Source organism: Rummeliibacillus stabekisii (assembly GCF_007988965.1).
In the GTDB taxonomy this organism is placed as follows: domain Bacteria; phylum Bacillota; class Bacilli; order Bacillales_A; family Planococcaceae; genus Rummeliibacillus; species Rummeliibacillus stabekisii.
The window spans coordinates 37,949-53,030 of record NZ_BJVD01000013.1; the positions used below are offsets into that span (position 1 = coordinate 37,949).

The 15,082-nt window shown below is 37.3% G+C and carries 17 protein-coding genes; 15 read left to right on the forward strand and 2 right to left on the reverse strand.

Annotation, left to right across the window (positions count from 1 at the left end):
• Positions 1-193: 193 nt before the first annotated feature.
• The 3 genes from RST01_RS14925 (at position 194) to RST01_RS14935 (ending at position 2,680) form a co-directional block, all read left to right on the forward strand.
• Positions 194-631 (forward strand): MarR family winged helix-turn-helix transcriptional regulator, encoded by a 438-nt coding sequence (locus RST01_RS14925; protein WP_147198018.1) that lies wholly within the window; start codon positions 194-196, stop codon positions 629-631.
• Between the two features lie 68 nt (positions 632-699).
• Complete coding sequence (locus RST01_RS14930; RefSeq protein ID WP_147198020.1) at positions 700-1,647, forward strand: ring-cleaving dioxygenase; 948 nt, start codon at positions 700-702, stop codon at positions 1,645-1,647.
• A gap of 55 nt (positions 1,648-1,702) precedes the next feature.
• On the forward strand, positions 1,703-2,680 hold the full coding sequence (locus RST01_RS14935) for a ring-cleaving dioxygenase (RefSeq protein ID WP_147198022.1): 978 nt from the start codon (positions 1,703-1,705) through the stop codon (positions 2,678-2,680).
• A 122-nt stretch (positions 2,681-2,802) separates the two neighbouring features.
• On the opposite strand, the gene RST01_RS14940 is transcribed toward RST01_RS14935, so the two are convergent.
• Both RST01_RS14940 and RST01_RS14945 read right to left on the reverse strand, forming a co-directional pair.
• Positions 2,803-3,567, reverse strand: coding sequence for a VanZ family protein (locus RST01_RS14940; protein ID WP_147198025.1), 765 nt, complete (start codon positions 3,565-3,567; stop codon positions 2,803-2,805).
• Positions 3,519-3,890, reverse strand: coding sequence for a PadR family transcriptional regulator (locus RST01_RS14945; RefSeq protein ID WP_147198026.1), 372 nt, complete (start codon positions 3,888-3,890; stop codon positions 3,519-3,521). The genes RST01_RS14940 and RST01_RS14945 overlap by 49 nt, the downstream gene beginning before the upstream one ends.
• A 375-nt stretch (positions 3,891-4,265) precedes the next feature.
• Here RST01_RS14945 and RST01_RS14950 point away from each other — a divergent pair, with 375 nt between their 5' ends.
• The 12 genes from RST01_RS14950 to RST01_RS15005 all read left to right on the forward strand — a co-directional run bounded on the left by RST01_RS14950 (position 4,266) and on the right by RST01_RS15005 (position 14,941).
• Complete coding sequence (locus RST01_RS14950; RefSeq protein WP_147198028.1) at positions 4,266-5,234, forward strand: ABC transporter ATP-binding protein; 969 nt, start codon at positions 4,266-4,268, stop codon at positions 5,232-5,234.
• Positions 5,227-6,750: an ABC transporter permease/substrate-binding protein gene (locus RST01_RS14955; protein WP_147198030.1), complete on the forward strand. Its 1,524-nt coding sequence runs from the start codon at positions 5,227-5,229 to the stop codon at positions 6,748-6,750. Before RST01_RS14950 ends, RST01_RS14955 begins: the two co-directional genes overlap by 8 nt.
• A gap of 85 nt (positions 6,751-6,835) precedes the next feature.
• Positions 6,836-7,393 (forward strand): ribonuclease FAU-1 family protein, encoded by a 558-nt coding sequence (locus RST01_RS14960; RefSeq protein ID WP_147198032.1) that lies wholly within the window; start codon positions 6,836-6,838, stop codon positions 7,391-7,393.
• 76 nt (positions 7,394-7,469) lie between these two features.
• Entirely contained in the window at positions 7,470-8,528 is a 1,059-nt protein-coding gene (locus tag RST01_RS14965) for an LLM class flavin-dependent oxidoreductase (RefSeq protein ID WP_147198052.1), read from the forward strand.
• Positions 8,529-8,732: 204 nt separating this feature from the next.
• Positions 8,733-9,185 (forward strand): MarR family winged helix-turn-helix transcriptional regulator, encoded by a 453-nt coding sequence (locus RST01_RS14970; protein ID WP_147198034.1) that lies wholly within the window; start codon positions 8,733-8,735, stop codon positions 9,183-9,185.
• A 19-nt stretch (positions 9,186-9,204) separates the two neighbouring features.
• Positions 9,205-9,738, forward strand: coding sequence for a spermidine/spermine N(1)-acetyltransferase (gene paiA, locus RST01_RS14975; protein ID WP_147198036.1), 534 nt, complete (start codon positions 9,205-9,207; stop codon positions 9,736-9,738).
• A 7-nt stretch (positions 9,739-9,745) separates the two neighbouring features.
• Positions 9,746-10,360 (forward strand): FMN-binding negative transcriptional regulator, encoded by a 615-nt coding sequence (locus RST01_RS14980; RefSeq protein ID WP_147198038.1) that lies wholly within the window; start codon positions 9,746-9,748, stop codon positions 10,358-10,360.
• A 196-nt stretch (positions 10,361-10,556) separates the two neighbouring features.
• On the forward strand, positions 10,557-10,859 hold the full coding sequence (locus tag RST01_RS14985; protein ID WP_066790524.1) for a metal-sensing transcriptional repressor: 303 nt from the start codon (positions 10,557-10,559) through the stop codon (positions 10,857-10,859).
• Between the two features lie 12 nt (positions 10,860-10,871).
• Positions 10,872-13,256: a heavy metal translocating P-type ATPase gene (locus RST01_RS14990; RefSeq protein ID WP_147198040.1), complete on the forward strand. Its 2,385-nt coding sequence runs from the start codon at positions 10,872-10,874 to the stop codon at positions 13,254-13,256.
• A 30-nt stretch (positions 13,257-13,286) separates the two neighbouring features.
• The gene (gene copZ / locus RST01_RS14995; RefSeq protein ID WP_147198042.1) at positions 13,287-13,496 is read left to right on the forward strand and encodes a copper chaperone CopZ; all 210 of its coding nucleotides are present in this window, start codon (positions 13,287-13,289) and stop codon (positions 13,494-13,496) included.
• A 289-nt stretch (positions 13,497-13,785) separates the two neighbouring features.
• Positions 13,786-14,634: a DUF6612 family protein gene (locus RST01_RS15000; RefSeq protein ID WP_147198044.1), complete on the forward strand. Its 849-nt coding sequence runs from the start codon at positions 13,786-13,788 to the stop codon at positions 14,632-14,634.
• A 160-nt stretch (positions 14,635-14,794) separates the two neighbouring features.
• Positions 14,795-14,941: a lmo0937 family membrane protein gene (locus tag RST01_RS15005; protein ID WP_147198046.1), complete on the forward strand. Its 147-nt coding sequence runs from the start codon at positions 14,795-14,797 to the stop codon at positions 14,939-14,941.
• Positions 14,942-15,082 lie beyond the last annotated feature (141 nt).

Consider the following 15,082-nt stretch of genomic DNA (forward strand, 5'->3'; position numbering starts at 1 on the left):
AGATTATGGAAAAGCTCTTTATGAATGGTTATAGCCTCGGCTATCCGTTATAAAGGGCTTTTTTGGGTATCTTATAAGAAGGTGAGAACACATTTTAAAGGGAAATAAAAAAATATCTTTAATTAGAGATATTTTTCTTGTAATTCCTTCACTTGAGGTGTAAAGTGATAGTAACAAAAGGAAGTGAGTCGTATTGAAGAAGAATACTTTAGGTTCATTAATCTGGCTTCGCATTGCTCGTTTCACGCATCAAAGCAATTTATTATCAAATGACTTTTTAAAACAATTTGATATTACGGTTGCGCAGTTTGATGTATTAAATCAGGTTTCGATTTATCAACCTATCACACAAAGTCAGCTCGCTGAAAAAGCAACCTTGTCAGAGGGCGGTATTTCACGTATGCTCACACGGCTAGAAAAAGAGGGATATATCCAACGAAAGCAAGACTGGAAAACAAAATGGATTGTCCTTACTCCACAAGGGGAGCGCAAAATAGAGGAAGTTTTTGATCATCAGCTTGCTTTTCAAACAGCTATTCTTGACGAGTGTTTGACAGAGGAAGAACAGAAAACACTATATATGTTGATGAATAAGCTACAAAAACATACTGAAAACAAATTAGAGAATTAGATGCGCATGAATCTGCGCTATCATTTTTGATTATCACTTAACGTGTAAAGTAAAAGGGGGATTTATTTATGTATAAAATAGCAGGTCACCACCATATTTCAATGATTACCAAAAGTGCAAACAAGAATAATCATTTTTATCGGCATGTTCTTGGGTTGCGCCGTGTGAAGCTAACGGTGAATCAAGATGATGCATCAATGTATCACCTGTTTTTCGGGGATAAAACAGGTAGCCCGGGCACTGAATTATCATTCTTTGAAATTCCACCCGCAGGAAAAACGCATCGCGGTACAAATGCCATCACAAGAATTGGATTGCTGGTTCCATCAGAAGACAGCCTGCATTACTGGCAATCACGCTTAGATGAAAATGACGTGGCTCATAGTGGGGTGGTCACTTATGCTGGCCGTCCTGCCTTGAAATTTGAAGATCCGGAAGGCCTTCGCTTAGTGTTGCTTGCTGCAAACGGTGAAAAAGTAGCGCACTGGGAAACATGGTTGAAATCTGAGGTGCCAGCTGAACATCAAATACAAGGGATGGGTCCTGTAGAAATTACAGTGAGAAGACTCGAAAAGCTAGCAAATACTCTTACGGATCTTTTTGGTTATACTACAGTACATTATTCAGAGGATGAAGCGATATTTCAATCCATCAAGGGAGAGCCTTTTGGTGAAATAATCGTGAAGTACCTAGATGGTCCTACTGAAAGACCGGGACGTGGCAGTATACATCATTTAGCTATCCGAGCAAAAGATGAAGAAGAGCTTGCTTTTTGGGAGGAGAAAGTACGGGCACGCGGCTTCCACACCTCTGGCATCATTGACCGCTTTTACTTTAAAAGCTTGTACTTCAGAGAATCAAATGGAATTTTATTTGAAATAGCAACAGATGGACCGGGCTTTGCAATAGATGGAGATGTGGAACACTTAGGCGAAAAACTTGATTTGCCACCGTTTTTAGAGGAACGCAGAGCAGAGATTGAAGCACATTTATCTCCGATTGAAGAAAATGAATAGAAGAACGTATAGATGCAATATATAAATTAAAACTATATTCTAGGAGGAATACAAAATGAACCATCTTAAAGGAATACACCATGTAACAGCGATTACGAGCAGTGCAGAAAAGAACTATGAATTTTTCACTTATGTATTAGGTATGCGATTAGTGAAAAAAACAGTCAATCAAGATGATATCCAAACATATCATTTATTCTTTGCCGATGATAAAGGTAGTGCGGGAACAGACATGACTTTCTTTGACTTCCCTGGTATTCCGAAGGGTATTCATGGAACAAACGAGATATCAAAAACATCTTTCCGTGTGCCAAGTAATGCAGCATTAGCCTATTGGGAAAAACGCTTTGATCGATTAGAAGTTAAGCATACTGGTATCGTAAAACAATTTGGTAAGAGTACGCTCTCTTTTGTTGATTTTGACGATCAACAATATCAATTGATTTCAGATGAAATCAATACAGGAGTGGAATCAGGCACACCTTGGCAAAAAGGACCTATCCCGCTTGAGTATGCGATTACTGGCTTAGGACCTGTCTTTGTTCGTATTGCAAACTTCGATTACTTTAAAGAAATGATGGAGAAAGTTCTCTTATTTAAAGAGATTGCGAAAGAAGGGTCATTCCACTTATTTGAAGTAGGTGAAGGGGGCAATGGTGCATCTGTTGTTGTTGAGCACAATTCTATTTTGCCAGATGCCCGACAAGGATTCGGGACAGTACACCATGCGGCTTTCCGAGTAGAAGATCGAGCTGTACTAGATGAATGGACAAAACGAATGGATAGCTTTGGCTTCCATACTTCTGGTTATGTGAATCGTCACTTCTTTGAATCACTTTACGCAAGAGTGGCACCGCAAATTCTATTCGAGTTTGCCACAGATGGTCCAGGATTCATGGGTGATGAACCATACGAAACACTCGGAGAAAAACTATCATTGCCACCATTTTTAGAGCCTAAACGTGAAAAAATAGAAAAACTGGTTCGCCCAATTGATACAGTAAGAAGCACCAAAGAATTCATCAAAGAATAAACATACTTCAAACCGAATGAGAACATTATTATTATAAAAATAAATGCCCTTTACAAATGGATGCGGTTAGATCGTTTTCCATTGTGTAGAGGGCTATTTTTTATGCATGCTGCTCAGATTTATTAGATTACTTGTTGTTTCTGACTAGCCTTCCTTTTAGTATAAAGGGAAGCTCTCATTAAAAGTTTAATTATAAGGTATCCAGCAATACCTCCAATTGTATTTAAAATAATATCATCAATATCAAACTGGCCAAGTTGCAGGAAGAATTGTAATAGCTCAATGATACATGTAAGCAGAAGACTGACGATGAAAACTTTGGATAAGGAATTATATTTGTTGAACAAGATAGGCAAAAAGAAGCCTAAGGGAATAAAAATTAAAATGTTTCCTAATGTATTGTGAATAATGATATCTACATTAAATCTATTTGTGCCTGTTATATATTCATAGACATTATGAAATGGAATGATATTAGAGTTCAGTTTCCATACTTTAAGATCAAAGAAACTATGTGTGTTTTCAGGATACCAAAAGTATGTATTAAAATATTTATAATTGAAGATTCGATCTAGCATCCGCATCAATAATAAGTTCCAAAGTAAGACAAATGAGTACAAACCAAATAGAATCCATTTGCTGATTTTAATTAATCGGTAGTAAGGGAACAAAGAATGCTGTAGCCCCTCTTGAATATGGTTCCCATCTCCAAAACTATATAGCGCTTTTTGTATTGCTACATCCTCAGAATAACCCTCTTCTAAATATTCCGTTTTTAATAAAGTCAGATGATCTTTGATTTCTTCCTTGATGTCATTTTTTTCTTCTTTGCTGCACTTTAGTCCGCTGACAATTTGGTTGATATAATTGTCGAATCTTTTATCCATGTCATTCCCTCCGCACATACATTTATCAAATTGTTTACTTTTTCCCATTCCTGTAATTTCCGTTTTACAACTTTTGAGCCGTCATCAGTGATGCGATAATATTTTCTTCTGGCGCTAGACTCAGATAGAACCCAGTATGATTCAATCCATTCCTTTTTCTCTAATCTTTTGAGAGCAGGGTATAACGTTCCTTCGCTCATGCTGTAAAGTTCATTGCTGTTTTCCTTTAAAGTTTTTACTATTTCATAGCCATACATATCTTTGGTATGTATAAGTGAGAGGAGTAGTATATCAATACTACCTTTCATTATTTCTTTATCCATTTGCTCACCTTCCAATTATTCTTAAAAGCATCGTAACACTACTTACATCGTAATACAAGGTATTTAAAAGAAAATATTGGTAGGAATGGGATTGAATCAATGGATGAAATAATTGGGATATCATTTCTGATATAAATAACTGCAGATTGGATGCTAAGCAACGATAGTACATCACTTAACTTTAAACTTCCTAGGTGGAGTTATATCCTTTACTCAACCAAACCTCATTAGAAATTAGATTCCAGCAACTAAGAATCATTGCGAGACCCAAATTCCCAAAGAACGGTAAATAGTTTTAACAATTAAAGGATTAAGGTATAGAACTAGAGAATGATTAGTTAACGTACGGAAACGAAAATATAAGGGGTCACTATGATGATTAAATTTGAAAATGTATCAAAGAGATACCAAGATGGAACCATTGCAGTCGATTCATTGAACTTGGAGATAAAGAAGGGAGAATTCTTTGTTCTTATTGGGCCTAGTGGTTGTGGCAAGACAACAACCCTAAAAATGATTAATCGATTGATTCCGCTGTCCGATGGAACCATATTTTTTGATGAACAGAAAATTAGTGAGTATGACATCCACGAATTAAGGTGGAATATTGGCTACGTACTTCAGCAAATCGCACTGTTTCCACATATGACAATCGAAGAAAATATTACTGTTGTCCCTGAAATGAAAAAATGGTCAAAAGAAAAGATGAAAGAACGAGCGTATGAACTGATGGACATGGTGGGGTTGGATCCTAAAATGTATGCAAATCGGAAATCTAAAGAATTATCGGGCGGTGAGCAGCAACGAGTCGGTGTGATACGAGCTTTGGCAGCTGATCCAGAAATAATCTTAATGGACGAACCTTTCAGCGCATTAGATCCGATCAGTCGCGAGAGGCTTCAAGATGATATGTTGGATTTAAAGAAGAACCTTAAAAAGACAACTGTTTTTGTCACCCATGATATGCAAGAGGCATTAAAACTGGCAGACAGAATTTGTATTATGGAAAAAGGGAAAATTGTTCAAATAGGAACACCTCGTGAACTTGTGTTGAATCCCGCCAATGATTTTGTAAAGAAATTCATCGGTGATCAAGCCCACAGTCCTTGGATGGCTGATGTTGATTTAGAGCGAATCATCCAACCACTTGGGCAGGGTGAAATTTTAGAAAATCTCGCTGTTATATCTGTATCTTCCTCTTTGAAACAAGTATTGGATAATCTGTCCCAACATGAACAACTCATTGTGGAAAGAGATGGAGAATGGATTGGCAGAATTAATCGAAAGTCCATTATCCAATTGTTATCTGAAGAATGGAATGAAGGGGGTCTGAGTAATGACTGAATTTTTGCATGTGTTTCAAGAAAGAAGAGGCGAGTTATTCGCTGCACTGCTAGAACACATTCAGATATCACTGATTGCCCTTATTCTTGCAGTCATCATTGCCATCCCTCTAGGTATTTATCTCACAAAACATCAAAGAATAGCAGAAGGAATAATTGGTATCACTTCTGTGATTCAGACGATACCTTCTCTAGCGTTATTGGGTATATTAATTCCATTATTCGGGATTGGGCGAATACCGGCCATTATTGCGTTAGTTGCCTATGCATTGCTTCCAATCGTACGAAATACGTTTACAGGAATAAATGAGGTGAATCCCGCATTAATAGAGGCGGCTAGAGCCATGGGAATGAACTTCAGAAAACGATTGCTGAAGGTCGAAATTCCGCTTGCGATGCCGGTCATTATGGCGGGTATCCGAACAGCCACAGTATTAATTATAGGAACGGCCACTCTTGCTGCATTGATTGGTGCAGGTGGGCTTGGTGACATTATTCTTCTGGGAATTGACCGAAACAATACGAATTTAATCCTTCTAGGTGCCATTCCTGCCGCTTTACTAGCGATTCTATTTGATTACCTGCTTAAAAAGCTTGAAAGCTTATCCTTCAAAAAGGCTTTCCTAGCCATTGGCTCTATCGGTGTTTTGGCGGTGGCTATTATATTGGCGCCTTTCATTGGACAGCAAGACCAGAAAATTGTAATTGCTGGGAAGCTTGGTTCAGAACCGGAGATCTTAATTAATATGTACAAGCTGTTAATAGAAAGTGAGACAGATTTAAAGGTGGAATTAAAGCCGGGACTGGGCAAAACTTCATTCGTATTTAATGCCCTCAAATCTGGCAGTGTGGATGTATATCCAGAGTTTACAGGTACAGCTATTTCTGAATTTCTAAAAGAAACCGCAAAGAGTACCGACCGGAAGGAAGTATACCAACAAGCCAAAACTGGATTATTGAACAAGTATGAAATGGTACTGCTGAAGCCCATGCAGTATAACAATACTTATGCACTGGCTGTGTCAAACCGTTTTGCAAATCAATATGGAGTCAAGTCCATTTCTGATTTAAAAGGAATACAAGATAAAGTTCACGCAGGATTCACACTGGAATTTTCCGATAGGGAAGATGGATATAAGGGAATTCAATCGTTGTATGGTATTCATTTTTCTTCCCTTGTGACAATGGAGCCGAAATTGCGCTATAACGCTGTCAAATCGGGTGAAATTAATTTAGTTGATGCTTATTCTACCGATAGTGAATTAAGACAATATAAACTAAAGGTACTGGAAGATGACCAACATTTATTCCCGCCTTATCAGGGAGCGCCTTTAATGAAAGAGGCAACTGCCAAAAAATATCCTGAAATGCTCAAGGCATTAAATAAATTGGCCGGAAAAATAACCGATAATGAAATGCGGACTATGAATTACGAAGTGAATGTAAAAGGGAAAAGTCCGACAGAAGTAGCGAAAGAATACTTGCAAAAGAATGCTCTGTTAAGTAACTCTAAATAAGTAAACAGCAGGAGAACTTTTGAATCTCCTGCTTATTGGTTTTAGGCTATTGCAGAACCTATGATAGGAGTTGAAATGAATAGTAATGGCAGAATGGGATATATCAAGTATTCAAAGTTTTGATAAAGTAATCGAAAGAAAAATCCGTTATGATTCAACAATAGTGAATCATAATTGCCTCTTGCTGGAAGCGGATAGTCAATCTATAGTCCTTTTTCATAAAGTAGCTACCACCTTTACGATGGTAGCTGAACAAAATGAATTAATCATCCCTGAAGGCAGTTATACAGTAGCGTACTACTGGAGGGATCAGCCGTTTAATTTATATATTTGGAGAGATGAGAACGAAAACTATTTAGGCGCTTATTTTAATATCGTTAAAAATACAGGTTTCAAAGATAATGTCCTATTCTTTGAGGATTTGATTATTGATGTTGTCATTTTTCCGAATGGGGAGTACTTTATACTGGATGAAGATGAACTACCGCAACCATTAGCAATAATGGAAAACGGCTTTGTCTTACAATCATTAAATACACTAATTGAAAAGATTGATTCATTTCTTCCTCAGCTAATTCATAATGCTAACATGAATTTTCAACACAAAGAGATAATTCCCTTGGTTAAACAAAAAGATTCATAGGGAAAAATTGATGTGTAAGGAAAGAGAATGAATTGTGAAACGTTAAATTAAGAAAAGGTGTTGAATAAAAATGGGTATGGAAAAATACCGTATTGATGAAAGTAAGGGAATGGAGTTCGGGATATATACGTTGGGCGATCATTTAGCCAACCCACATACAGGTGAGCGCATTTCAGCCAAACAACGTGTTCAAGAAATCATTGAAGCAGCAAAGTTAGCGGAGCAAGCAGGAATTGATTTCTTTAGTGTAGGAGAAAGCCATCAAGAATATTTCGCTTCGCAAGCACATGCAGTGATACTATCAGCTATTGCACAAGCAACGGAAAAGATAAAAATCGGCAGCTCATCTACGATTATTTCTACTTCTGATCCTGTTCGTGTGTATGAGGATTTTGCCACGATTGATTTGATATCTGATGGACGTGCAGAGATTATTGCCGGCCGTGCTTCAAGGATTGGGCTCTTCGAATTGTTGGGCTATAATGTTCAGGATTACGTAGAACTCTTTGAGGAAAAGTTCGAATTGCTGCTTCAAATTAATGAAAATGAAGTGGTGAATTGGAGCGGAGACTTCAGAGCTCCTTTAAGCAATGCTGTCGTGCTACCACGCCCTAAAAATGGTTCTTTACCGATTTGGCGAGCTGTCGGCGGTACTCCAACTAGTGCGGTTAAGGCTGGTCTTCAAGGCGTACCAATGGCTTTAGCAACGCTCGGCGGTCCAGTTTCCCATTTTAAAATGTCTATCGAGGCGTATCGCCAGGGATTAATGCAAGCAGGGCACCAACCAGTTGATTTTCCAGTTGCAACGACAGGCTTTTTCTATGCGGCAGAGACGACTCAGCAAGCACTAGCAGAATATTATCCGCACATCAATGAAGGAATGAAACGAACAAATGGATCTGGTTTCTCACGTCAATTATTTGAACAAGGTGCAGAGCGTGATAGTGTAATGCTTGTCGGCAGCCCACAAGAAATCATTGAAAAGATGTTATATCAACATGAACAATTTAGCCACCAACGATATATGGGACAGTTAGAGTTCGGTGGAGTACCGTTTAATAAAATCATGAAAAATATTGAATTGATAGGTACTGAAATTCTTCCTGCTATTAAAAAATATACAGCTAAAAAATAGGGTGGGAGGGTATAATCCCCACTTGAATACACTCCAAATAAGCTGAATCTACACATAAAAGTAGATTCAGCTTATTTGTCATTACGGAAAGTAAGACTCCCATAATTTCGTTTTTTATTGCAAATGCAACAAAATTACGCTACATTTAATTTAACTTAATTTTTGTTGTATTTGCAACAGTAAGAAGTATATGAGGTGTTTATAATGAAGGACATTCTTCGAGAAATTGGAATGATAGCCAGGGCTTTAGATTCGATTAGCAATATCGAGTTTAAAGAACATGATCTTACGAAGGGGCAATATTTGTACCTCGTCCGAATATGTGAAAATCCGGGCATCATTCTCGAAAAGTTAGCAGAAATGATAAAGGTAGATCGAACGACTGCATCCAGAGCTGTAAAGAAATTAGATATGAATGGCTTTATTGAGAAGAAGGGAGATCAGCATAATAAAAAAATCAAAAGACTTTACCCGACAGAGAAAGGGCAAAGTGTTTATCCATTTATCATTCGGGAAAACGATCATTCCAATAAAGTGGCGTTAGATGGCTTTTCTGAAGAGGAAGCAGAGCGTGCATTACAGCTTTTGCAAAAGGTAAGAATGAACATCGAGAAGAACTGGGATTATGTGAAGAAGGGAAATAAGCGTAATTATTAATACAAGGAGCGTATGGAAGATGAATCATAAAATAAGAGAGTGCAATCTTAGTGATCTTAAAACACTTCAAGAAATAAGCATAGAAACATTCTATGATACATTCAAGGACCAAAACTCACCTGAAAATATGGCAGCCTATTTAGAAAAAGCATTTAATCTAGAACAACTTAAAGAAGAATTAGCTACAGCAGGATCACAATTTTATTTTATTTATTTGAATGATGAAATTGCAGGTTATTTAAAGATCAACATTCTGGATGCGCAATCTGAAAAAATGGGTGATGATTCACTCGAAATTGAACGGATTTATATTAGATCATCATTTCAAAAGCATGGTCTTGGCAAATCCTTATACCAAAAGGCCATTGCATGTGCGAATGAATGGGGCAAAAAGAAAATATGGCTTGGCGTATGGGAAAAGAATGAAAATGCTATCGCATTTTATAAAAAGATGGGTTTTGAACAATCAGGTTCCCACTCTTTCTATATGGGCGATGAAGAACAAATTGACTTGATCATGGTGAAAAGTTTAACCAATTCATTCGAAGGGTGAGCTGAATATGTATATCCCAAAGCATTATAAGGAAACGAATATGGAAGAAATAAAAGAATTTATTCAAGGGAATTCTTTTGGGACGGTCGTATCAACAGAACAGGGAAAACCCATTGCAACCCATTTGCCATTGGAGCTACATAAAAAGGGTAATCAATATTACATAACCGGGCATATGGCACATGGCAATCCTCAATGGAAAACGTTTGAGAATGAAGATGATTCAATACTTGTTATGTATCAAGGCCCAGATGCTTACATTTCTTCTTCTTGGTATAAGCATGAAAATGTTCCAACTTGGAATTATCAAGCGGTCCATGTTTATGGCTCTGCTAGCCTGATGACCCAACAAGAATTAGAAGAAGATCTTATTCTCTTATTACAAAAATACGAAAACCATCGCCAAAATCCTGTGTTATGGGAGAATCTTTCTCCTCAAGCGAAAAAGCAGATTAAAGGAATTGTTGGATTTAAAATTGAAGTAAAAGAAGTGCAAGCTGCTTATAAATTAAGCCAAAACCGCAATGAGGAAGATTATAATCGAATTGTTGAAAATCTACGGGATGAACAACAGGAAAACTCCATGCAAATGGCAGATTTGATGGAGAAGAGAAGAAAGTAGTAAGTGATTTTATGTCAGTTTAAATATCTTGCCAGTAGCCGTTGGCGGTTACTGGCAATTTTTTTATGTCGAAATTTCTACGGAGGTGTAATAAAGAAAAACGCAGATTTTTAAAAAATGCCCAAACAATTTCGTTGACATTAAATACTATAGGGGGGTATAGTATAGAAAAACAAGATATAAGGAAGTGGTTCTTTTGGATAAATTCTTGCACGATAAACCAAGCCATCCAAGATCAAAAGATGAGAAACAAGCGGTGATTAACCGATTAAAGAGAATTGAGGGACAGGTGCGAGGCATTCAGAAGATGGTAGAAGAGGACCGCTACTGTGTTGATATACTCGTACAGATTAGTGCCATCCAAGCGGCATTAAAAAATGTAGGTTTTACAGTAACCGAACGGCATATGAACCATTGTGTCACACATGCAATTGAGCAAGGTGAAGGTAAGGATATGATTACAGAGTTGATGAATGTATTAAAACAATTTTCTAAGTAAGGAGGATGTATGATGAGCGAAACAAACCATGCCACATTAGGCATAACAGGTATGACCTGTGCAGCATGTTCAAATAGAATTGAAAAAACATTGAATAAAATGGATGGTGTAGATGCTCAAGTAAATCTAACAACAGAAAAGGCATCTATTGATTTTGATCCTGACAAAACATCTCTAGATGATATCTCCAAAAAAATTGAGAACATCGGATATGGTGTTTTAACAGAGAAAGTGGACCTTGATGTATTTGGCATGACGTGTGCAGCATGCTCTAACCGTATAGAAAAGGTCTTGAATAAACAAGCAGGCGTGTCCAATGCTACTGTCAATTTAACGACAGAGAGCGCAATGATTGAATACAATCCAGGAATGGTTGATGTAGATTCTTTGATTGAAAAGATAAAAAATACTGGCTATGATGCAAAACCAAAAGCAGAAGCAGAGGAAAAGCAAACCCATAAGGAAAAAGAACTCCAAGGCAAGAAATTGAAATTAATTGTTTCAGCCATTCTTTCCGCTCCGCTTTTAGTTACGATGTTAGTTCATTTATTCCATATAAGCATCCCAAGTATATTTATGAATCCATGGTTTCAGTTTGCGCTAGCAACGCCAGTTCAATTCATAATCGGATGGCAATTCTATGTAGGAGCCTATAAAAACCTTCGCAATGGCGGAGCCAATATGGATGTACTCGTCGCTTTAGGAACAAGCGCAGCTTATTTCTATAGTTTGTATGAAGCAGTCAAAACTATTGGCCATTCAGCCTATATGCCGCATTTGTATTTTGAAACAAGCGCAGTTCTTATCACTTTAATTTTGTTTGGTAAATATTTAGAAGCAAAGGCTAAAACTCAAACTACTAACGCAATTTCAGAATTGCTCAATTTACAAGCAAAAGAGGCTCGCGTGGTCAAAGATGGAAAAGAAGTGATGATTCCAGTAGAGGAAGTAAAAGTGGGAGATCATCTAATTGTCAAACCAGGAGAAAAAATACCGGTAGACGGTATAGTCGTGAAAGGTAAAACATCTGTTGATGAATCGATGCTAACAGGTGAATCTATCCCGATTGAAAAATATCCGGGTGCCAAACTCATTGGTTCAACGATCAATAAAAACGGATCAATTGAAATGGAAGCAACCAAAGTAGGAAAAGATACAGCACTTGCATCCATCGTAAAAGTAGTCGAAGAAGCGCAAGGCTCGAAAGCGCCAATTCAACGTTTAGCGGATGTCATATCAGGCTACTTCGTACCCATTGTTATTGGGATTGCTGTGGTAACCTTTGCCATCTGGATTCTATTTGTAGAGCCTGGCCAATTTGAGCCTGCACTAGTCGCAGCGATTGCTGTACTAGTTATTGCCTGTCCATGTGCATTAGGGCTCGCAACACCAACTTCTATTATGGTAGGTACAGGAAGAGCTGCCGAAAGTGGAATTCTTTTTAAAGGTGGAGAGCATTTAGAAAGAACCCATCAATTGCAAGCAATCGTCCTAGATAAAACAGGAACCATTACAAAAGGGAAACCTGAAGTAACTGATTTCTATGGTGACACAGAAGCATTGCAGCTGTTAGCAAGTGCAGAAAAGGGTTCAGAACACCCGCTTGCAGGTGCTATTGTAGCCTATGCGACAGAGAATGATATTGACTTCGTAGATGTTGAGTCATTTAACGCAATTCCTGGTCATGGGATACAAGCAGAGATAGCTGGAAAACAAGTACTAGTCGGTAATCGAAAATTAATGATTGATCATAAAGTTGATATTGAAGGCAAGGATGAAAAATTAACCGAATTTGAAACTGAAGGCAAGACGGCGATGCTGTTGGCAATTGACGGTACGTATCGCGGTATTGTAGCAGTAGCGGATACAATTAAGGAAACAGCTCCACAAGCTATCAAAGAGTTAAAAGAACAAGGTCTGGAAGTAATTATGCTGACAGGCGATAATGAAAGAACAGCAGAGGCTATTGCGAAACAAGTGGGCATTGATCATGTCATCGCGCAAGTATTGCCTGAAGAAAAAGCAGATAAAGTAAAAGAAATCCAAGCACAGGGCAAAAAAGTAGCAATGGTTGGCGATGGTGTTAACGATGCCCCTGCCCTTGTGACAGCAGATATCGGGATTGCGATTGGCACAGGTACAGAAGTGGCTATTGAAGCAGCCGATGTGACTATCTTAGGCGGCGAGCTGCTGCTTATACCAAAGGCGATCAAAATCAGTCATGCAACCATTCGCAATATCCGCCAAAACCTATTTTGGGCATTCGGCTATAATACAGCTGGCATCCCTGTAGCAGCCATCGGTTTACTAGCTCCATGGATAGCAGGTGCTGCTATGGCATTAAGCTCAGTTAGTGTTGTGACAAACTCGCTTCGATTGAAACGGATAAAATTATAAGCGGTACACTTTGAAGGAGGTGAATACAGAATGGAAACGAAAACATTAGCCGTACAAGGTATGTCTTGCGGTCACTGCAAATCTTCAGTAGAAGGTGCTTTGAATCAATTGGATGGCGTATCATCAGCTGAAGTAAATTTAGAGGCTGGTAATGTAGCTGTTGCTTATGATGATTCAAAAGTAACGCTTGCTGCTATGAAAGAAGCGATTGAAGAACAAGGCTATGATGTGGAAGCATAATGCAAAAAGAAGAAGCTGATTTCCTATATGGAAACCAGCTTTTTTATTTTATGAAGAGGTGTTAACTACTAATAAAAATTGGGAAAAGGCAATATCATACTAGTTCTATGGAAACAAACATAAGAAGACATAATACTCAGTGTGAGAAACTTGTATTAATTCATATGTCACCTTCCTTTTATTCCATTGAAATACAAAAAAATTAAAAATAGTAAATATGGTTGACTGCATTTTTTAGTGCTTCCTTTATACTAAATTGTAGGACGAAATATAAAAGAAGGAAGTGGAAGTGTTGAAAAAAATTCTTTCCCTTACAATGGGATTACTTTTGGTATTTATGCTAGGAGCATGTAACTCAAAGGCAGAACCAGTAAACAAACAAAATGGGTCTACTGCCAAAGCTGATTCAGGTTTGACATTAGAGCAAGTATTTAAAAAATCTACTGAAGCCTCTAAAAACTTAAAAAGTTACAGAACAAAAATGGAAGTTATACAAAATATCAATTCTGGTCAAAATAATGTAGAGACAGATACAGGTATCATCATGGATGTAGTTCAAAACCCTATGTCTTTCTATCAAAAGTTAATGATGAAGGCTCCAGAGTCTGACAAAATGATTCAAACAAAGAGCTATTTTACAAAGGACGGTATGTTTACGTATGATCCAAATTCAAAAAAATGGATGAAGTTCCCAGCGGAAATGGCGGATCAATTAGCGCAAGCTTCCAATCAACAAACAGATCCTATGGCAGAGATTAAGCAACTGAAGAAATTCGTCAAGGACTTTAAATTTAAACAAAATGATAAAAACTATATCCTATTATTAAATGCTTCAGGTGAAAAGTTCACTCATTTCATTCAAGAAAAGGTTCAAAAAACATTGCCAGCTGGAATGGCTAATTCTGCTGAATTGTTGAAAGATATGAAAATCAACAAAGTAGATTATGAGATTCATATCGATAAAAAGACATTTTATCCGACTATGTTAAATCTCAACATGGACATGTCATTAAATGCTCAAGGTCAACCAGTAAAGATAAAACAAGAGATCATGAGCAAGTATGAGAAATATAATCAAATTAAAGAAATAGTAGTGCCGGAAAAAGTAAAGAAAAAAGCAGTTGAAATTAATTCTTAATGAATTGAACTTCTATATAGTGACTAGACCAATTTTGCAGATTAGCAGCAGAATTATTGCGAGTGAAGATAATTTGGCAAGCATTTGTTTAGTAAATTGTTCTGCGGGGTAATAAATAAATGTAAATAAATTTAAATTATCTGCAGAAAGGATGTTTATGATGCTTTGGACGTTAATAGGACTTCTAGTTCTTTTCTGGGTACTAGGCCTTATATTCCATATTGGCGGAGGATTAATTCATATTCTTCTTGTCATTGCGCTGATTGTCTTTATTGTTCGCCTTTTCACTGGAACAGCACGAAGTTGAACGACGTAGCGTATAATAGAAAATAATAAAGAGTGCCTTAGAAGAGAATGCTTCTAAGGTACTCTTTTTTGAAGTGATTAAGATTAATAGCTTTCTTTTTTGTTTTACTAAGTTTATAATGATTTCGAATAAAAGAATATT